Annotated in this window: 16 protein-coding genes; 13 read left to right on the top strand and 3 right to left on the bottom strand. The window is 39.5% G+C overall.

All coding sequences use genetic code 11. The features are described from left to right. The first annotated feature begins 84 nt into the window (after nt 1-84). Nucleotides 85-1,464 carry an alanine/glycine:cation symporter family protein gene (locus AC27EF_RS09810; protein WP_487110573.1) on the top strand — a complete coding sequence of 460 codons (1,380 nt, stop codon included), beginning with the start codon at nt 85-87 and terminating at the stop codon, nt 1,462-1,464. 54 nt (nt 1,465-1,518) lie between these two features. Here the strand turns inward: AC27EF_RS09810 and AC27EF_RS09805 are convergent, their stop codons facing one another. Together AC27EF_RS09805 and AC27EF_RS09800 are read right to left on the bottom strand one after the other, a co-directional pair. Further along, nucleotides 1,519-2,838 (bottom strand): MATE family efflux transporter, encoded by a 1,320-nt coding sequence (locus tag AC27EF_RS09805; protein ID WP_487110572.1) that lies wholly within the window; start codon nt 2,836-2,838, stop codon nt 1,519-1,521. 80 nt (nt 2,839-2,918) lie between these two features. Beyond that, entirely contained in the window at nt 2,919-4,433 is a 1,515-nt protein-coding gene (locus AC27EF_RS09800; protein ID WP_487110571.1) for an aminotransferase class I/II-fold pyridoxal phosphate-dependent enzyme, read from the bottom strand. 210 nt (nt 4,434-4,643) lie between these two features. On the opposite strand from AC27EF_RS09800, the gene AC27EF_RS09795 reads away from it, so the two are divergent. The 9 genes from AC27EF_RS09795 to AC27EF_RS09755 all read left to right on the top strand — a co-directional run bounded on the left by AC27EF_RS09795 (nt 4,644) and on the right by AC27EF_RS09755 (nt 15,040). Further along, nucleotides 4,644-5,621, top strand: a complete 978-nt coding sequence (locus AC27EF_RS09795; protein WP_487110570.1) for a Gfo/Idh/MocA family protein — start codon at nt 4,644-4,646, stop codon at nt 5,619-5,621. A gap of 17 nt (nt 5,622-5,638) precedes the next feature. Then, nucleotides 5,639-7,615: a BglG family transcription antiterminator gene (locus AC27EF_RS09790; RefSeq protein ID WP_487110569.1), complete on the top strand. Its 1,977-nt coding sequence runs from the start codon at nt 5,639-5,641 to the stop codon at nt 7,613-7,615. A gap of 260 nt (nt 7,616-7,875) precedes the next feature. Continuing rightward, nucleotides 7,876-8,316 (top strand): PTS sugar transporter subunit IIA, encoded by a 441-nt coding sequence (locus tag AC27EF_RS09785; RefSeq protein ID WP_487110568.1) that lies wholly within the window; start codon nt 7,876-7,878, stop codon nt 8,314-8,316. A gap of 34 nt (nt 8,317-8,350) precedes the next feature. Then, nucleotides 8,351-9,451 (top strand): PTS fructose transporter subunit IIC, encoded by a 1,101-nt coding sequence (locus tag AC27EF_RS09780; RefSeq protein WP_487110567.1) that lies wholly within the window; start codon nt 8,351-8,353, stop codon nt 9,449-9,451. Between the two features lie 170 nt (nt 9,452-9,621). Beyond that, entirely contained in the window at nt 9,622-9,939 is a 318-nt protein-coding gene (locus tag AC27EF_RS09775; protein WP_487110566.1) for a PTS fructose-like transporter subunit IIB, read from the top strand. A gap of 181 nt (nt 9,940-10,120) precedes the next feature. Further along, on the top strand, nt 10,121-10,891 hold the full coding sequence (locus AC27EF_RS09770; protein ID WP_487110565.1) for a DeoR/GlpR family DNA-binding transcription regulator: 771 nt from the start codon (nt 10,121-10,123) through the stop codon (nt 10,889-10,891). A gap of 184 nt (nt 10,892-11,075) precedes the next feature. After that, the gene (locus AC27EF_RS09765) at nt 11,076-13,430 is read left to right on the top strand and encodes a glycyl radical protein (protein ID WP_487110564.1); all 2,355 of its coding nucleotides are present in this window, start codon (nt 11,076-11,078) and stop codon (nt 13,428-13,430) included. A gap of 1 nt (nt 13,431) precedes the next feature. Next, on the top strand, nt 13,432-14,343 hold the full coding sequence (locus tag AC27EF_RS09760) for a glycyl-radical enzyme activating protein (protein WP_487110563.1): 912 nt from the start codon (nt 13,432-13,434) through the stop codon (nt 14,341-14,343). A gap of 19 nt (nt 14,344-14,362) precedes the next feature. Beyond that, nucleotides 14,363-15,040 (top strand): fructose-6-phosphate aldolase, encoded by a 678-nt coding sequence (locus AC27EF_RS09755; protein WP_487110562.1) that lies wholly within the window; start codon nt 14,363-14,365, stop codon nt 15,038-15,040. A 183-nt stretch (nt 15,041-15,223) separates the two neighbouring features. On the opposite strand, the gene AC27EF_RS09750 is transcribed toward AC27EF_RS09755, so the two are convergent. Next, nucleotides 15,224-15,994 (bottom strand): DeoR/GlpR family DNA-binding transcription regulator, encoded by a 771-nt coding sequence (locus AC27EF_RS09750; protein ID WP_487110561.1) that lies wholly within the window; start codon nt 15,992-15,994, stop codon nt 15,224-15,226. Nucleotides 15,995-16,206: 212 nt separating this feature from the next. Between AC27EF_RS09750 and AC27EF_RS09745 the strand changes: the two genes are divergently transcribed. The 3 genes from AC27EF_RS09745 (at nt 16,207) to AC27EF_RS09735 (ending at nt 19,580) form a co-directional block, all read left to right on the top strand. After that, complete coding sequence (locus AC27EF_RS09745) at nt 16,207-16,653, top strand: PTS sugar transporter subunit IIA (RefSeq protein ID WP_487110560.1); 447 nt, start codon at nt 16,207-16,209, stop codon at nt 16,651-16,653. Nucleotides 16,654-16,836: 183 nt separating this feature from the next. After that, nucleotides 16,837-18,444, top strand: coding sequence for a PTS system mannose/fructose/sorbose family transporter subunit IID (locus AC27EF_RS09740; RefSeq protein ID WP_487110559.1), 1,608 nt, complete (start codon nt 16,837-16,839; stop codon nt 18,442-18,444). A 23-nt stretch (nt 18,445-18,467) separates the two neighbouring features. Beyond that, nucleotides 18,468-19,580 carry a 2-hydroxyacid dehydrogenase gene (locus AC27EF_RS09735; protein ID WP_487110558.1) on the top strand — a complete coding sequence of 371 codons (1,113 nt, stop codon included), beginning with the start codon at nt 18,468-18,470 and terminating at the stop codon, nt 19,578-19,580. The last annotated feature ends 24 nt before the right edge of the window (nt 19,581-19,604 follow it).

Below are 19,604 nucleotides of genomic sequence, written 5' to 3'. Positions count from 1 at the left end.
AACTTATTATATAATGAAAAAAGAAATATGACAAGACAGGTATGTGGAGAGCATACCTGAATTTTTTGAAAGGATAGGATTGTAATGATTGCTCTCATTGAAACCGTTTATAATTTTTTGTGGGGGGATTGGATTTTAATTCCGCTTCCCGGAGGGGGAAGTCTGGGAATCTCTCTTCTTATTTTACTCCTTGTTCCTGCGGGGATCTTTTTTACAATTCGGACAAAATTTTTGCCGATACGTCTGTTTCCTGATATGGTCCGGGCTCTGCTGGAAAATCGAGGGGAAAAAAGCAGCTTATCATCATTTCAGACTCTGATTGTTTCTACGGCGACCAGGGTCGGAATGGGAAATTTGACAGGAGTGGTGGCAGCGATTTCTGCGGGAGGTGCGGGAGCCGTTTTTTGGATGTGGATTATGGCACTGCTGGGATCTTCTACTGCCTTTATTGAGGCAACATTGGCACAGCTTCACAAAGAAAAAGATCCGCTCTACGGCGGTTATCGAGGGGGACCTGCATACTATATTCATCACTTTATAGAAAAAAGGCAGGGCAAGCAGCGTAAGCACGTACTGCTGGCAGTTTTGTTTGCGATTTCCGGTTTGATCTGCTGGTGTGGAATCAGTCAGGTGGTAAGTAACTCTGTGGCATCTTCCTTTCAAAATGCATTTTCAGTACCGCCTCTTTATACATCCATCGCACTGACCTGTCTGGCTGCAGTGATTGTACTTCGGAAAAATGCCACAGTAAAGGTGCTGGATCTGATGGTTCCGATTATGGCGGTTATTTATTTTGGCATCACTGTTTTTGTAATTTTAACGAATCTTACAAGTCTTCCGGGAGTATTTACAAGAATTTTTCAGGAAGCCTTTGGAATTCGCCAGATGGTTGCAGGAGGATTTGGAGCTGTATTAATGAACGGTGTAAAGAGAGGATTGTTTTCAAATGAAGCGGGATCAGGTTCTGCGCCTTGTGCTGCAGCCGCAGCGGACACCGAACATCCTGCAAAGATGGGATTGGTGCAGGCGCTGGGAGTTTTTATTGATACTATTGTAATCTGCAGCTGTACCGCAATGCTGATGCTTTTGGCTCCGCAGCATCTGACTGCCGGATTAAGCGGAATGGAACTTTTACAAACTGCAATGCAGTTTCATTTAGGAAGATTTGGCGTTATTTTTATTGCAGTGACCCTTTGGATGTTTAGCTTCTCTACTTTTCTCGGTATTCTGTTTTATGCCAGATCTAATGTAGCGTATCTTTTCGGGGATCATTGGAAATATCAGACAGCTTATAAAATTTTAGCCCTGGTCATGCTGTTTATCGGCGGAATTCAGACGTACACGTTCGTCTGGGATTTGGGGGATGTTGGGATCGGATTAATGACCGTTTTTAATATTTTTATTTTATATGCTATGTCAGGGGAAGCTCTTCGAGAGCTGCGTCAATATGAAAAATCAAAATAAGTACATAAAATCCCTCCTTATTAAAGTTTGGCAAGGAGGGATTTTTGTGCGTGTTCAGATTGCAAACAGTTTCTTTCTTGTCCGGAAATAAGCAGACAAAACCAAAATTCCCGTGATGACCCAGGAAATCGGGTAGATGATCATTAATAGTTTAAAATCATGAAATCTGGCACAGACGGTATAAACCCAGATTAGGCGAAGGACGCAGGAACCGAAAACAGTCAGTACTGCAGGAGTCATGGAACGTCCGAAGCCACGAAGCGCTGCACCGCTGATCTCATAGGAATTGGTGAGGCACTCAAAGGTCAGCACAAATATAATTCTTAAATTTGCATAGTGAAGGACCGCCGGATCTGTGCTGTAAAGACCGAGAAAAAACGGACGGAACAGTACAAAAGTTAAGCTGACAATGCCGCAGAATAAAATGCTGGTGAGCATACCGAGACGGAAGAGCTTCTTGCATCGGTCAAACTGTTTTGCGCCATAATTTTGCCCGGTAAATGTGACAATGGTTTGTGCAAAAGCGTTGACTAGAAAATAGCTGAAATATTCATAATTGAGTGCGGCAGCAGAACCGGCAATCGCATCGGAGCCAAATCCATTGATGGAAGACTGGATGCAGACATTGGCAAGGGAAAATACCATCCCCTGAAGTCCGGCGGGAACGCCGATTCTTAAAATACGAATCACAGAGGCCCTGTGAAGGATCAGATGCTTCGGGGAGAAACGGATCGGCTCTGTCTCATGAAGCAAAAAAGAAAGAACAAGGACTGCGCTGACAGCATTTGCCGCTACTGCTGCGATTCCCGCACCGGCAACATCCAGATGGAAGCCAACGACCAAAACAAAATTTAGAATTACATTGACGATACCGGACGCCATCAGAGCGTACATTGGACGTTTGGTATCTCCAATACTTCGGAGAATGGAGGCGCCAAAATCATAAAGCATAAAAAAGGGCATGCCTAAAAAATAAATTTTAAGATACAATGTGGCAAGTTCCATAATGTTTTCCGGGGCACCCATAAGTTTTAAAATGGGATGAGCAATAAATTGCCCCAGAAAGAGCAGAAGTATGCCGCTGATCAGTGCCAGAGAAATTGCGGTATGTACAACCATGGGGATTTTTCGGTGGTTGCCCTGACCGATATAGTTGGCAATTACAACATTGGAGCCCAGTGAGATTCCCGAAAATAAAGTGACCATGAGACTGATGACAGATCCGTTGCTGCCGACTGCCGCCAAGGCTTCACTGCTTGCAAATCGTCCTACGACGGCAGTGCCGACAGAATTAAAAAGCTGCTGCAGGATACTGCAGGCAGCCAAAGGCAGAGCAAATAATAAAATTTTATCCAGCAAACTTCCGTGAAGCATATCCATTTTCTGTGTTTTTTTTATATTAGAAGTGAGCATATCATTCAGACCTTTCATTTATGTGCGATTAAGGTATAAAGTTATTGGCGATAGCTGCTTAAAAAGTCGGCAATTTTTCCGGATGCTTGTTTTAATACTTCCATTCTGGGAAGGTAAACCACGCGAAAATGATCGGGTTTGTGCCAATTGAATCCGCCGCCGTGAATGATTAGAATTTTTTTCTCGCGAAGCAGATCAAGAGCAAACTGTTCGTCATTTTGTATATGGAATTTTTTGATATCCAGTTTTGGAAAAATATAAAAGGCAGCTTTGGGTTTTACCGCGCTGATGCCCGGAATATCGGTTAATGCTTTGTAAATATAGTCCCGCTGTTCGTAAATCCGACCGCCGGGAATAATATAGTCATTCACGCTTTGATGACCGCCAAGAGCGGTTTGAACGACAGATTGAGCCGGAACATTGGAACAAAGCCTCATATTGGAAAGCATATTGATACCTTCAATATAATCTGAGGCAAGCTCTTTGTTGCCGCTTAAAACCATCCAGCCGATTCTAAATCCTGCAATCATATGGGATTTTGAAAGACCGCTGAAGGTGACGCAGAATAAATCCGGGGCAAGAGAGGCGATGGAAATATGTTCCTCTTCATCCATAACCAGCCGATCATAAATTTCATCGGAAAAAATAATCAGCTGATGCTCCCGGGCAATTTCTGCAATTTTTTCCAGTACTTCCTTTGGATATAGAGCGCCGGTGGGATTATTGGGGTTAATGAGAACAATTGCTTTGGTCCGGTGGTTGATTTTTTTTCGGATGTCCTGAAGGTCCGGATACCAGTCGGATTCCTCGTCACAAATATAGTGGACCGGGGTCCCTCCGGCGAGAGTGGCACATGCTGTCCAAAGCGGATAATCCGGAGAGGGGATTAAAATTTCGTCTCCGTCATTGAGAAGTGCGGACATACAAAGATTAATCAATTCACTGACGCCGTTTCCCGTATAGATATCGTGAATTGCGACATTTGGGATTTTTTTTAGCTGAGCATACTGCATAATTGCTTTTCTTGCAGAAAATAGTCCCTGTGCGGCAGAATACCCTTGGCAGTCAATGACCTGACGGCGGATATCGTAGATGACTTCATCGGGCGTATGAAATCCAAAAGGAGCAGGATTTCCGATATTTAATTTCAATACATGAATACCTTCGTCTTCCATTCGATTTGCCTCGTCTACCACGGGACCGCGAACGTCATATAATACATGATTTAGTTTGGATGATTTTTGAAATTGGCGCGGCACCGGTGCAGAGGTTTTGTCTGCTCTTAGACTTTCGGAAGCTTCTTTGTCGTCAGATGGAACAGAAGAGTTTTCGGGTCCACTGCCGGACAGCCAATCCTCTGTGACATCCAGCGTTTGGGCAAGAAAATGAAGAATGTCAGGCCGCGGGATCGTTTTTCCGCTGACATACTGACTGACATGGCTTTTTCCCAGCTTTATATCCTGTTCTTCTGCGATTCGGATGAGGTCTACCTGTTTCATGTTCTTTTGTGTCATTGCAGTTTTCAGACGTTCTGCAAAAATATTTTTTGAAGTCATATTCGATACCTCCCATTACGAAAGTTCAATTTTGGGCAAAAAGTTCAATAACAAGTGTAGCACAATGGCAAAAAAAGTTCAATAAAAAACAAAAGTTCAATTTAAAAAACAAAAAGTTTGAAAAAATGTTTCAAAATTGACAGATATCAGAAGATCCTATAAGATACAAAATAGAGATAAAGTGAAGCAATGGTGAAAGGGGGTATATGTATGGTTCGTTTTGCGGTGATCGGAACAAATTTTATTACGGATAGTTTTATAGAAGCCGGGAGACAGTGCGAGGATTTTCATGTTCAGGCGGCGTATTCAAGAACAAGAAAGCGGGCGGAAGAATATGCAGCGAAATATGGAATTGAAGATTGTTATGATTCTCTGGATGCATTGGCGCAGGCAGAAAATATCGATGCGGTTTATGTTGCAAGCCCTAATTCATGTCATGGAACACAGAGTATACAGATGCTGGAAGCCGGAAAGCATGTACTGTGTGAAAAAACAATTGCTTCCAATAAAAAGGAATTGGAGCGGATGTTAAAGGCAGCGAAAAAGAACGGAGTCGTTTTATTGGAGGCAATGCGCTCTGTTTTTGATCCGGGATTTGCGGCAATTCAGAAAAATCTTCCGAAATTGGGGAAAATACGAAGAGCAACATTTCAATACTGTCAGTATTCCAGAAGATACGATAATTACAAAAAAGGAATTGTGGAAAATGCCTTTCGACCGGAATTATCCAATGGGGCGCTGATGGATATAGGAGTCTACTGTGTGCATCCATTGGTAAAATTGTTTGGAATGCCGAGAGAAATCATTGCGAGAGGAATGAAGCTGGAGACAGGAGCAGAAGCCAACGGAACGATTCTTGCTGTATATGATGATATGCAGGCAGAATTAATATATTCAAAAATTACGGATGCAATTCTTCCAAGCCAGATTCAAGGGGAAGAGGGATCAATGATTATCGAAGAAATTCCGGATACAAAAAATATAAAGATTCGTTATCGAAATAAACAGTGGGAAGAAATAAAGATTTCCAAAAAGGAAAATAATATGTACTATGAGATTGAAGAGTTTATCCGTTTGATTCGGGAAAAAGAGAGCGCTCAAATTCATAATCAGTATTCTTTGTGGGAATTAGAGCTGATGGATGAGGCAAGAAAACAGATGGGGATTGTTTTCCCGGCAGATGATTAGGAGGAAATAAGAGACGTATGCTTTCTAAACATGCAGAGGATATTATGGGGGTGCTGGTACATCAGGATGACGCTTTTGTGACCTATAAAAAAATTGCGGCTATGCTGCAGATTTCAGAACGAAGTGTGAATTATTATATGCATGAAATTTCGGAATATTGTGAAAGACATGAATATACGTTAATTCGCAAACGAGGAAAAGGGATCTGTCTGGAGATGGGACTGAAAGCAGAGGAATTAAAGAAACGATTTTCCTGTGAGAAAGTATCCTATGAAAGACGGGAAAACCGGATAAATTATATTGTACGGACGCTGATTGAAAGTGGAGAACCCTATACGGCGGCATTGTTTGCAGACGAGCTTTTTGTATCAAGATCAACGATCCGCATGGATATAAAAAAGGCCAATCAACAATGCAGCAAAGATCATTTAGAAATTCGGCAAATCGTTGGAAAAGGAATTGAAATCAGAGGAAGTGAATTTTGGAAGCGAAGGGTACTGGTATGTAGGAACCAAAAAGTTCCAGAAAATCAATTCAGACAGTTGAAGGATGTGCCGGATTTAAGGATTGAGAAGGATGTATATTCCAGAATGGCTGCTCAGTATAGGGAAACCATTGTAAATGGTGTGATTGACTGTGTACATCAATTAGAAAAGGAAATAGGATATCAGTTTAATGATTGTACATTTTGTATGATGATAGAGTACACCAGCTGCCAGATCAAGCGGCTAAAAAGCAATCATTTGCTGGAAGAATCTATGATAAATCATCTAACGCTGGTGGAAGAGAGCGCGGATTATGCGGACCGGCTCACAAGTCTTTTGAACCGGAAATTTCAGTTAAATATTGATCCTAGAGAAAGTCTGTATTTATATATTTTGATTTTGGGTGGAGAAGTTCAAAATAGCAGCAGAATTGTAAATAAAAGGTTTTTAATTGAAAAAGAGATCAGTATTGAGGATGTGACGGAGCGATACATTTCTTATCTTTCTGCAATTATAGGTTTAGATTTCGGAGCAGATGCACTGTTAAAAACAAGTTTGGCACTGTTTTTGAACAGTTCTTTGGTAAGAGTAAAGTATGGATTTGAGATTCAAAACCCATTTTTGGAAGAAGTAAAAAAAATGTATCCTGCAATTTTTTCTGCATGCCTAACTGCAAGTAAGGAATATGAAGATTTGGTGGAGGGACTGCCGACAGAAGATGAAATTTCTTATATGGCAATTCTGTTTGGAGGTTCTCTGATTCAGCATCAGAAAAAAATTAACACGGCAATTATTGGAAGTGGGGGAATCGGAATTACACAAATTATTGCACAGAAGATTGAGGCAAAAATACCGGAAATTAATATTATCTCGGTGCTTCCCTCCAATGCAGCCATAAGAATTGAAGAAAAACAGTATGATTTGGTGATTTCCACAATCCCATCATTGAAGATTCGTCATCCCAATATAGTATATACAACATTATTGGTAAGTGAGCAGGATGTCTACCGATTGAAAAAAGTGTGTCATGAAATTTCGGAGAAAGAGTTAAAGCCGTCCTCACAAGTTACGATTCAAACATTATTAAAAGAAGATTTGATTTTGCTGGAACATAAAGTGATGACAAAAGAGGTTTTGTTGAAAAAAGTCTGCAAATTATTATTGAAAAAAGGATATGTAAAAGAAGGATTTTTTGAAAGCGTGATGCAGCGGGAGGAAATTAGTGCCTCGGCATTAGGCGGCGGCATGGCAGTTCCTCATGGTATGTCTAAATTTGTAAATCGTCCTGCGGTTGTTCTTATAAGGACGGATGATAAAGTGGAATGGGGTGAGGGAGCGGTAGACGTTATTTTCCTGTTGGCGCTTAATTTTGAAGATATCGAGTCTACGAGAGCGTTTTTTGCAGCATTTTATGAACTAACTATGCAAAAAGAAATTGCAAGATTGATTCGGAAAGCATCCACAAAGAATGAAATTCAGGAACTTATGGTTAGTTACTCGCAGCAATGAAAAAATGGTATTCTAAAAAACAAGTCAGAGAGCCGGGAGGGCTCCTGGCTCTTTTTGTGTATCAGAAAGTTCTTTCTTATACATTTATAAAATGCAGTTGATTAACTGCAAAAATGAAAAAAGATTATAGTATAAACACATTTTGCAGTTTTAAAACTGCAAAAACAGAAGAAATGTCCTATTGAAGAATAATAAAAATAAAGATAAAATATAATCAAACAGAAGAAAACAATAAAAAATAATAACAGAAAGGGAAGACTATGGAAAGAGAATTAATAAATGAGAATCTGATCTTTTTTGACGTAGAAGTGGAGGACAAAGAAGAAGTGATTGAATTTATTGCACAGAAGATGGAGAAAGATGGAAGATTAGAAGAGAAAGGAGGATATATTGAAGCTGTTCTGAAAAGGGAACAGTCGTCTTCCACAGCTATTGGATTTTCCACAGCGACTCCACATGCAAAATCAGAAGCTGTGAAGGAACCGTCTTTAGCGTTTGTGCGTTTAAAACAGCCAATGCAGTGGGATGAGGAAATGGTAACGATGGTATTTCAGATTGCTGTTCCATCTCCGGGACAGGGAGATCGACATCTCGAAATTTTGGCAAAATTATTCCGCAGTCTTGTTTATGATGATTTTCGGGAACAATTAAGCTCTGCGAAAAGCAAACAAGAAATTGTAGAGTTGTTAAGAGAGTTTTAGAGGAGAAAATATTAAGTAAAGAAAGGAATACATTATGAAAAAACAAAATGAATTGATTTCAATTTTGAAAGGAACAAGACAGCATTTGATGAATGGCGTGTCCTATATGATTCCGGTCGTAGTAACCGGAGGGATTTTATATGCAATTGCCACAATGCTTTCTATGAATTCTGTGACAACATCAGGTGCTGTTGAAGCAAGTAATATTTTTATTGATGTGTTAAGTCAAATTGGTGGAGTTGGACTTGGAATGATGGTTCCGGTTTTGGCTGCCTTTATTGCAATGAGCATTGCAGATCGTCCCGGTATTGCACCAGGTTTGATTTGCGGACAGCTGGCTGTGAATGTCGGATCAGGTTTCATTGGAGGAGTGATTGCTGGTCTATTATCTGGTATTATTGCGCAGTATTTAAAAAGAATTCCTTTGCCAAAATCAATGCAGTCATTAAAATCAATTATGATTATTCCGATTCTTACAACTCTGATTGTAGGAACAATAACGATTTGTGTTGTTGGTTCCCCATGTGCATGGCTTTTGAAGGTTTTGGAAAAGTGGCTGACAAGTATGAGTGGTGCAAGTGCGATTATTGTCGGAGCTATTACCGGAGCTATGATTGGCTCAGACTTAGGCGGACCGATTAATAAGGTAGCGTATTCTACAGGAGTTGCGGTTGTAGGGACAACAGTATTGGCAGGTGAAAACTGTGGATTTATGGGTCCGATTGCGTTGGCAATTTGCGTACCTCCGATTGCGTTGGGAATTGAAACCTTTCTTTTAAAGAAAAAGTTTACTCAAGAAGAGAAAGATGCAGGAATTGGTGCAATTGCAATGGGAATTTGCGGAATTACAGAAGGCGCGATTTCTTATACAACAGCTTCCCCGATTTTGATTCCAATTAATATGATTGCATGTGCTGTCGGAGGAGCATTGGCGGGAGCTTTTGGAACCTATTGTAATGCAGGATGGGGAGGACTTGTTGTACTTCCGGTAACATCGGGAATTACGTATTTATTAAGTATTTTGGCAGCGGTAGCAGTGCATGGAATTTTAGTAATGCTTTTGAAAAGAGATGCTGTAGAAACAATGAATGATAATAGCGAAGATGAAGAGATTGATTTAGAGATCGAATTTTAAGAGTTGTCAAGCTGTGTATGAAAATTTGAAACAGTCATATGTGAGGCTGGTAACCAACAGAATGTTTTGAATTTTCATATGTATTTCATAACAAAAGGGCACAGCCCGACAATCTCTGGTTTTATTGTAGCAGAAAAATATGTGGAAGTTAAGAAAAGGAGAAAAAAATAATGAAATTTTTAGCAGTAACAGCATGTCCTTCCGGAGTAGCACATACATATATGGCGGCAGAAGCTTTAACCAAGGCATGCAACGACAAAGGAATTGAATGTAAGGTAGAAACCCAAGGTTCCATCGGAATTGAAAATGAAATTACAGAAGAAGATGTGAAAGATGCAGACTGCGTCATTCTTACAAAGGACATGCCGATTAAGAACGAAGAACGTTTTGAAGCTCTTCCGAAAGTAAGAATTGCAATTAGTGATGCAGTAAAAAAAGCGCCTGCAATTATTCAGAAGGTTGAGAAAGCAATGCAGGAAAAAAAATAATCAGGGATCTTTAAACTTTTGAAAAATCTTAGATAAAAAATATGAAAAGACAAGCTGTTTTCGAGGCAGATAGATAAAATATCAGAATTTGTTCGGAACACAGCTTGTCCTTCTTGCGTTGACATCCTTGACGGAATGAAATAAAATTAAGAAAAAGAATAAAAAGTAATGGAGAGAATAGATGTTTGTAGAAGAAAGACAGGGAAAGATTCTTCAGATGCTGCACGAAAATGGAAAAGTAAAAGTAAAAGAGCTGAGTCAGCAGTTTCAGGTAACAGAGGACTGTATACGAAAAGATTTAGCAAGTATGGAAAGTCGAGACCTGCTAAAACGCACTTACGGAGGGGCTGTGGAACGTAATAGCCTTCGACTGAAGCATCCCAATCGGATTTCTGCCAGACGGGAAATGAATTTAAAGCAGAAAAAAGTGATTGCGAAAAAAGCAGTACAGTTGATTAAGGATGGAGATGTGATTTTTTTAGATACATCTACAGCCAATATTGAACTGGCAAAGGAGATTATCAAAGCAGGTTTAAAAGTCAAGGTGGTCAGCTGTATGCTGGATATTGCCAATGTATTTGCTTCTTATGAAAATGCAGATTTTGTTCTCTTAGGCGGAGAGTTTTATCAATCTCAGAATGGATTTTTAGGATCGATGACACTGCAGATGATGGATGCCTTTCGATTTGATAAAAGTTTTATGGGAATGGTCGGGGCAGACGTAAAAGAAAATATTATAACAACCTATATTCCGGAAGATGGCGCCATGAAGAGAGCGGTGATTGAAAGAAGCAGAGAGATCTATCTTATGATTGAGAATCGAAAATTTTCATACCATGCAAATTATGTGTTTGCCGATTTTGAACAAATTGATGGAGTGATCTGTGAAACTACGTTAGAGGTTCCGCTTCAAAAGATATTAAAAGAAAAGAACGTAAAGATAATAGAGTAGTATATTGTGGGAGTTATGCATTCTATATAAAATAAGAAATACGATTATAGACATAGGATACTTGATCTGTAATCGTATTTTTTTACGATGAAACAATAATAAAACATTGACAAACAATAAAAAATAATCTAAAATAATAAATAACAAGAAAGAAACCGATGAAGTGAGAAAGGAGTTTTATAAGATGGAAGGATTATTTCAAACAGATCGGATTACATATTTAAAAGATAAGATGCTGTCAGAGCCAAGGTATGCATCCATTGAACAGGCATTGATTATTACGGATACTTATAAAAAGAATGAAGGAAAACCGAGAATCATACAGAGAGCGCTGTCATTAAAAGCAGCATTGGAAAATCTCAGGATTCGTGTGGAACCGGAAGAATTGATTGTCGGCAACCGTACCGCCGGGGTTCGCTATGGGGTGGTATTTCCGGAGAGCGGCAGTACATGGGTAGATCGGGAATTTGAAACACTGCCAACCAGAGCACAAGATCAATTTCATGTACATAAAGAGGATATTGAAACATTTCGGAATGTTATTAAACCCTACTGGCAGGGGAAATCTCTGGAGGATGTTTTAAATCAAAGGTATGGAAAAGAAATTGATGAGATTGCAAAGGTTGTAAAGATAAATCAAAAAGATCATGCCCAGGGTCATATTTGTCCAAATTGTGTGAAATGGCTGGAGATGGGTCCGGTAGGTTTACAAAAAGAGGCGATGGAGAAATCTGAAAACGCGACAGGTGATAAAAAAGATTTCTATGAGAGTGTTGTTCTGGTGATGCAGGGCGCCAGAAGCTTTATGCTCCGCTATTATGATCTGCTGATGTCTATGGCGGAGACAGAAAAGAATGCAGATCAAAGAGATTCTATGAGAAAAGTAGCGCAAAACTGTAAAAATTTAAGTGAGAGACCGGCAGAAACCTTTCATGAAGCAGTACAATCTCTATGGTTTTTATTTGTCATTTTGCAGATGGAATCGAATGCATCTTCATTTTCACCGGGAAGAATGGATCGGCATTTGATTTCCTATTATGAAAAGGACAGAAATGCAGGAAATTTAACAAGACAGGATGCATTGGAAATTATTGAATGTATGTGGCTGAAATTTAATGAGATTGTTTATATGAGAAATTCTCACGGAGCAAAATATTTTGCCGGATTCCCGATTGGATTTAATATTGCAATCGGCGGACAGGATGAAAACGGAAAGGATTATTCCAACGAGCTTTCCTTCTTATTTTTAGAAGCTCAAAAACATTTGGGACTTCCACAGCCGAATTTGTCTGTAAGACTTCACGAAGGGACCGGAGAAGCGTTGTTAAAAGAAGCAGTTCGGACGGTTGCCAAAGGAAGCGGAATGCCTCAATTTTTTAATGATAAAGCGGTGATTCCTTCGATGATGGAGCTGGGGATTGAACGAAAGGATGCGCTGGATTATGCAATTGTCGGTTGTGTGGAATTGACAACACAGGGAAATAATCTTGGCTGGAGTGATTCTGCGATGTTTAATTTAAATAAAGCGCTGGAGGTTACATTAACCGGGGGAACTTGTCTGCTGAGCGGAGAAACGATTGCGCCGGATTATGGAAATCTGGAGACATATGAGACTTTTGAAGATTTGGAAACTGCTTTGCAGAAACAGATTGATTATTTTATGGATAAAATGCTGCTTGCCTGTGAGGAAGTAGAAAAGGCACATATTGATTTGCTTCCGTCACCGTTTTTATCTGCAGTGGTTGATCGCTGCATGGAACAGGGCATTGATGTGACGGCGGGAGGAGCCAAATATAACTTGTCGGGAATCCAGATGATTCAGGTGGCAAATTTAGCGGACAGTCTGGCGGCAATCAGGCAGATGGTTTATGAAGAGAAAAAAATTGATCGAAAGACGATGCTGGATGCATTAAAAGCAAACTTTCAAGGATATGAAATCATTCGCGCTATGCTGCTTCATAAAGTTCCGAAATATGGAAATGATGTGGACTGGGTCGACGCAATGGGAACGAAATGGGCAGAATATTTTAAAAATCGTCTGCGGACGTTTACCAACTATCGCAAAGGTCCGTATCATACCGGTATGTATACGGTATCGGCGCATGTACCGATGGGAGAAAATGTCGGGGCAACGCCGGATGGACGTTATGCCAAAGAGCCGTTAGCAGACGGAGGAATGTCACCGGTTTACGGCAGAGACCGAAAGGGACCGACGGCTGTATTAAAATCTGTATCAAAATTGGATAAGAATCTGACAACCAACGGAGGACTTCTGAATATGAAATTTATTCCGGAATTTTTCAAAAATGAAATAGGAATTCAAAAGTTCGCGGATTTCCTGAGAAGCTTTGTAGATCTGGAAATTCCTCATATTCAATTTAATGTTGTAAGAAAAGAAGATTTGATTGCGGCAAAAGAACATCCGGAACAATATCGGGGACTTACCGTAAGAGTTGCCGGCTATACGGCGTACTTTACAGAACTGGCAGATGAACTGCAAAATGAAATTATTGCACGAACCAGTTATGGAGAAATTTAAAATGAAAGGAAAAATTTTTGATATTCAGAGATTTTCAACTCATGATGGTTCAGGAATCCGAACTACGGTATTTTTAAAAGGGTGTCCTCTGACCTGTATCTGGTGTCAGAATCCGGAAGGAATTTCATTCAAAGATCGGCCGTTATATTTTGAGAATCGTTGTATAAAATGTGGTACCTGCGTGAAAAAAAGCTGTGACGGCGGGATGAAAATACAGGATGGGTGTATAGCGTTGAATGTAAATGCCAAAGAAGACTGGAAAGAATTAATAGACTGGTGTCCGGCAGCTGCATTGGAAATGGATTCCGGAGAGTATGAAGTGGAAGAGGTTATGGAAGAAATCCGAAAGGATATGGTATTTTACAGACATGGAGGAGGCATCACGCTGTCTGGCGGAGAAGCGTTGTTTCAATGGGAATTTTCGCTGGAAATTTTAAAACAGTGCAAAGAGGAAGGAATTCATACAGCCATCGAAACATCACTGTTTGCAGATCCAAAAGTCTTGGAGCAGGTTTTCCCGTATCTGGATTTTATATTTGCGGATTTTAAATTGGCAGATGACAGGCTCCATAAAACATATACCGGGGTTTCCAATCAGAAAATCAAAGAAAATCTGAAATATTTGTTGGAATCTGATAAAAAGGAATGTGCGGTGATTCGTACGCCGATGATTCCTGATATGACAGCGTGCAAAGAAAATATACTTGAAATTTCCAGATATATCAGTGGAATATATCCAGAAGTAACTTATGAGATTTTAAATTATAATCCGCTGGCAGAATCCAAATACGGTCTGGTAGACAGGGAATTCTGCTTTCGGGAGAATCCGAAGATGTACTCCAAAGAGCAAATGCAGGAATTTAAAAGCTGGGCTCTGGAGGGCGGTGTAAAAAAGGTTATCATTGAAAATTAAAATAAAAAGGAGAAATGTTATGAAATTTATTATTGACGACGCAAATGTAGAAGCAATCAAGGCACTGTACGAATATTATCCGGTGGAAGGGGTTACAACGAATCCTTCGATTTTGGCAAAAAGCGGAAAACAGCCATATGATGTGTTAAAGGAAATTCGTCAAATCATCGGACAGGATGCAGATCTGCATGTACAGGTAGTGTCTAAAAACGCGGAAGATATGATAACCGAGGCTGCGAAAATCAGGAAGGAGTTAGGGGAAAATACATTTATTAAAGTACCGACGACGAGAGAAGGATTAAAGGCAATGAAGGCGTTGGCAGCAGAAGGTGTGAAAATTACGGCAACTGCAATTTATACTCCAATGCAGGCATTTCTTGCAGCGAAAGCGGGAGCTGTCTATGCTGCGCCTTATGTGAATCGGATTGATAATCTGGGAGCCGACGGAATTGCATCTGTAAAGAAGATTCATGATATTTTTAAAAACAATGGACTGAAAACAGAGGTTCTTGCAGCAAGCTTTAAGAATTCACAGCAGGTTCAGGAGCTTTGTGCTTATGGAATCGGTGCGGCTACTATTGCATCCGATGTCATTGAAGGACTCATTAAGAATGATTCTGTGGTTGCAGCAGTCGATGCATTTACCAAAGATTTTGAGGGATTATGCGGTGAAGGAAAAACAATGGAAAATTGTTAGAAAAATTGCATCTATTTTTGATAAAAGCTCCAGGCAAAGTTTGTCTGGAGCTTTCCTATATCCCTATATCATAAAACGCTGCGCGGAATGCATACGATGGGCAGGATTGCGACAAACTTTATTAGACCATAAAATTCAAAAAGTAAGAAAGCGATAGAATTCACTGAGTCGATGTGAGAGAAGTCATTTTGCTAATATAATTTTTGATCTGTCGCTTCCGAAGTTTGATAAAACGGAATCAGGCAGCTGTGCATCAGTGATAACATTCGTAATTTCAGACAAAGGAGAGATTGGTAAAATTGCTGCGGAATGAAATTTCGTATGATCTGCTAATACATAAGAAGATAAAGAATTTTTAATAATTAGTTTTTTCCATTCAATAATATCTAAACGATTGTTGGATAACCCCTTTTCTGGTGTAATCCCGTCGACGCCGATAAATCCAAGATCGGCATTCATATCCATTAGGTTTTCTTCTGCAATCATTCCGGAAGTAGAAGAAAATCCTTTTCGGACAATACCCCCAATAAATAAAATTTCAATTGTTTCAGAATTTAACAGTGTATTTGCCACTTCAAAATAATTGGTGATAACAGTTAATTTTAAATTTGTACTGCAAATAGCATGAGCTAATTTCAGACAGGTTGTAGATGCATCTAATATGATGGAAGAGTGATCATGAATCAGCTGCAGTGCATGAGATGCAATTCTTTCTTTTTCTTTAACACAATCGTGGATGCGATGGTCTATAACCGGAAAATCAGAAGAAGAAGCTTTTTGGATGGAACGTGCACCTCCATGAACACGTTGAATGACACCATTTTGTTCTAATTGTGTTAGATCTCTCCGCATGGTAGCTGGGGAGACATGGAAGGTTGTATACAATTCAGAAAAACGAACGTATTTATGATCGTTTATGAATTGTAGGACATTATTTTGTCGCTTTTTGTTCATGATTTCCTTACCTCCTATGATGAAATGAATCATATATTTAAACTTATCTTACCAAAAAATAAAGAAATGTCAATAAAATCGCTTAAAAATGAATGTGAACGATCAATATATTGAACAATGAGCGAAATAGAAGGTTGACAATCGCTCAAAATGTTCGTATAATAGGGGATATCAAAGAGATGAAGTGAAATAAATTTTTTGGAGGAAAGAAAATGAAACAAATTGGAACAAAAATAAGCGAAATTCAATCAGATGTTCCGGGAATTATTCTAATGAGTCATGGACCGTTGGCAGGAGGTTTATTAGGAACCATGGAGATGGTTTCGGGAGATGCCGTGAATGTATCAGCATTGGAATTACATGAAGGAGATAATTCAGAAGAATACGGAAAAGCGGCAGCAGAGTTATATGAAGTCATGCCGGAAAAATCCATTTTTCTCATTGATATTTTTGGAGGAAGTCCTTTTAATCAAGTGATGCAGTACTGCTTGAGAGAAGGAAAAGAAATCAGAGCTGTATGCGGAATGAATCTTGGAATGTTAATTGCAGCTGTGGGAGCCAGAGAAGATAAAAGTATTGATTTTTTAGAACAGCTTGTGGAGATGGGAAAAGAAGCAATTATGAATGTGGGGGAACAGTGGAATGCGCAATCAAAGTAAAATAACATCGAAAATTATATGCGGCGAAAACATCTTTTTTTAATATTATTTCGTTTATCAGGTCCTTTGATTTCAGTAGTTCAGAAATTGTTGAGATATTTAGTGAAAAAGGAAGGAGGAGAAGTACCGGAATATTAAAATGTTAGAGCTGAAAAAGAGAAAATAATGTTTGGAGGAGGAAATATGGAATTTACTTTATTAGAAGCATTTTTATTAGGAACATTCTATTGGATAACGTGGATGGATTTTTGTATTGCACCATTGAATTCATGGGCAACATGGCAGGATTCTGTATTGATTGGATTTGTTCTTGGACTGGCATATGGTGATGTAGGACAGGGATTGCTTTTAGGAGGTACGATTGGCTTAGTATTTATTGGAGCCAACTCTGTAGGAGGAAATTTAGGATCAGACGTGTCTTTGGCAAGTATTATAGCAATTCCTATTGCATTAAAATTTCATTGGGATGCCAGTGCAGCTTTGGTGGTAGCCACTGCATTCGGTCTGGTGGGATCATTTATTGATACATTCCGCCGTCTGGTGAACTCATATTGGCATAGAGATGCGGAAAAACGCATTAGGGCTGGAAAGTATCAGAGCTTATGGATTGATGCGTTTGCCGGACCGTGGGTTGTCGGATATATTGTACGTGCTGTGCCGCTGGCATTACTAATTTACTTTGGCGGAACATCCATGGGAGATATTGTATCCAGATTACCGGAGTGGGTGATGAATGGATTTACGGTAGTTGGTGGTTTGCTTCCGGCATTGGGATTGATTTTATGCTGTGCAATGATGGGACGGAAAGAATTATATCCATTCTTTATTATCGGTTATTATATGTCAACATTATTGGAATGGACAACTTTGACGATTTTGGTGTTTGCAGTTATTTTTGCACTGTTTTATATGAAATTTACAAGCAACCCTGCGGAAGAAACATCCGAATCGCTGGATCTTGATTTTAAATCATTGATGAAAATTGATCCAGCCAAGAGTGAACTTACTTTGAGAGACCATGCAAGACTGTATATGAGAACTTTATTATGGTTCCGGGAAGCCCAAAGTTTAGAGTATTTCTTTGGCGTAGGATATATGTATGTCATGAAACCGGCATTAGAAAAAATATATAAAAATGATCCGGACGGCTATCAGGAAGCAATGCTTCGCCATTTAACGCCATTTATTACAGAACCATGTATGGGTGCATGTATTCATGGATTGTCTTTATCCATGGAAGAAGAAAAAGCCAAAGGAGCGCCGATTGAAGGACAGGATATTATTACCATGGAAACATCTTTGATGGGACCAATGGCAGGATTGGGAGATTCTATTTTCTGGACAACTGCAATTTCCATTATTAAATCCGTATGTATTGCAGGAGCAATTGCAGGGCATTGGTATGCGGCGTTTGGAATTATGTTATGGGGAGTTTTGGCAAATGTGATTGGATGGTTCTCTCATTTGATCGGATATAATTTGGGAGGACAGTCTATCATCCAGTTACTGCAAAAAGGTATTTTTCAAAAAATTTTGTTATCCGTCAGCGTCATTGGTTTTACGATGATGGGTGTTATGACAGCGAACAATGCACATATTGATGCGGTATTACAGATTACCAAAGACTATACTCTGCAGGGATTTTTGGATTCTGCACTGCCGGGAGCACTGATGATGATTTTCTGTTGGTGTGGGTTTAACTATATGTCAAAAGGAGGAAAATTTGTCCGGATGCTGCTGGCAACCACTGTAGTTGGATTGTTATGTGGATTTGCGGGAATTTTAGGATAGAAAGTAAGAAATGAGGTAGTAAGATGAAAGTACTTTGTATGTATGATGCGCTATATAAAAATTATCGGGAACAGATAGAATATTCGGAAGAATATGCGAAAAAATTTACAGATGGTCCGGTTATCATTGGGAAATATACGGATCCGGATCCGTCTGTAGATTTTATCAAAAACATTTATCGTCTGGAAAAGTTTGGTCCGAATCCGGAACCGATGGTTCCAGCATATGAGGAAAATTTAGATGCGGAAGTGCTGGCGGTATCTTTTTCTCCGGTATCCGGGGAAATGATGGATCGTTTTCAAAATTTAAGAGTGATTGGAATTTCCAGAACGGGTACAGAAAATGTTGATATTCCGGCTGCAACCCAAAGAGGGATTTTAGTGGTAAACGCCGCAGGACGAAATGCCAATGCTGTTTCAGATTATGCCATTGGGCTAATGCTTGCGGAATCCAGAAATATTGCACGGCAGCATGCACTGATGAAGCAAGGAGGTTTGACAAAAGAATATTCCAATAATGCGATTATGCCGGATTTGTATGGAAAAACCATCGGTTTGTTTGGCTTTGGCTATATTGGAAAACTGATGGCAGAAAAATTGTCAGGGTTCCATGTGAATATCATAGCGGTGGATCCGTTTGTCAGTGCAGAAGAGATGAAAAAGCATCACGTAACAAAAACAGATTTAGATACGTTGTGTAAGGAATCTGATTTTATCAGTATTCATGCCAGACAGACTGTGGATAATGCAAATACTTTTGATAAAGAGCAGTTTGAAATGATGAAACCGACCGCTTATTTTATTAATACAGCGAGAGCATCTATGGTTAATTATGATGCACTGATTGAGGCATTAAAAGAAAGAAAAATTGCGGGAGCAGCGACGGATGTATATCCGAAAATGCCGCTGCCGGCAGAGGCGCCGATTCGTCAGCTGGATAATATTACATTATCCGCTCATCTGGCAGGAAGTACGACGGATGCAGTCATCAATTCATGGAAATATGTATTTCAGAGAACATCGAATGTGATTCATCATATTTCCAAGTTTGGTGTTTTGAATCCGGAAGTATTGGAAATGGATGTTTATAAGGAATGGGCAGAAAGAAGAAAACAGGAAATAAAAATCATAAAGTAATCATAAAGAAAAATATCAGGAGGT

The sequence above is a fragment of the Anaerostipes stercorihominis genome, assembly GCF_057535655.1.
The sequence above is the reverse complement of the archived record's forward strand: the minus strand, read 5'-3'. Positions and strand labels throughout refer to the sequence as shown.

Excerpts from the sequence above, each read along its gene's own strand:
- AC27EF_RS09755 (WP_487110562.1), top strand. The coding sequence starts at position 14,363 with ATGAAATTTATTATTGACGACGCAAATGTAGAAGCAATCAAGGCACTG.
- AC27EF_RS09785 (WP_487110568.1), top strand. The coding sequence starts at position 7,876 with ATGGAAAGAGAATTAATAAATGAGAATCTGATCTTTTTTGACGTAGAA.
- AC27EF_RS09775 (WP_487110566.1), top strand. The coding sequence starts at position 9,622 with ATGAAATTTTTAGCAGTAACAGCATGTCCTTCCGGAGTAGCACATACA.
- AC27EF_RS09765 (WP_487110564.1), top strand. The coding sequence starts at position 11,076 with ATGGAAGGATTATTTCAAACAGATCGGATTACATATTTAAAAGATAAG.
- AC27EF_RS09795 (WP_487110570.1), top strand. The coding sequence starts at position 4,644 with ATGGTTCGTTTTGCGGTGATCGGAACAAATTTTATTACGGATAGTTTT.
- AC27EF_RS09770 (WP_487110565.1), top strand. The coding sequence starts at position 10,121 with ATGTTTGTAGAAGAAAGACAGGGAAAGATTCTTCAGATGCTGCACGAA.
- AC27EF_RS09740 (WP_487110559.1), top strand. The coding sequence starts at position 16,837 with ATGGAATTTACTTTATTAGAAGCATTTTTATTAGGAACATTCTATTGG.
- AC27EF_RS09780 (WP_487110567.1), top strand. The coding sequence starts at position 8,351 with ATGAAAAAACAAAATGAATTGATTTCAATTTTGAAAGGAACAAGACAG.
- AC27EF_RS09800 (WP_487110571.1), bottom strand. The coding sequence starts at position 4,433 with ATGACTTCAAAAAATATTTTTGCAGAACGTCTGAAAACTGCAATGACA.
- AC27EF_RS09805 (WP_487110572.1), bottom strand. The coding sequence starts at position 2,838 with ATGCTTCACGGAAGTTTGCTGGATAAAATTTTATTATTTGCTCTGCCT.
- AC27EF_RS09760 (WP_487110563.1), top strand. The coding sequence starts at position 13,432 with ATGAAAGGAAAAATTTTTGATATTCAGAGATTTTCAACTCATGATGGT.
- AC27EF_RS09790 (WP_487110569.1), top strand. The coding sequence starts at position 5,639 with ATGCTTTCTAAACATGCAGAGGATATTATGGGGGTGCTGGTACATCAG.
- AC27EF_RS09810 (WP_487110573.1), top strand. The coding sequence starts at position 85 with ATGATTGCTCTCATTGAAACCGTTTATAATTTTTTGTGGGGGGATTGG.
- AC27EF_RS09745 (WP_487110560.1), top strand. The coding sequence starts at position 16,207 with ATGAAACAAATTGGAACAAAAATAAGCGAAATTCAATCAGATGTTCCG.
- AC27EF_RS09735 (WP_487110558.1), top strand. The coding sequence starts at position 18,468 with ATGAAAGTACTTTGTATGTATGATGCGCTATATAAAAATTATCGGGAA.
- AC27EF_RS09750 (WP_487110561.1), bottom strand. The coding sequence starts at position 15,994 with ATGAACAAAAAGCGACAAAATAATGTCCTACAATTCATAAACGATCAT.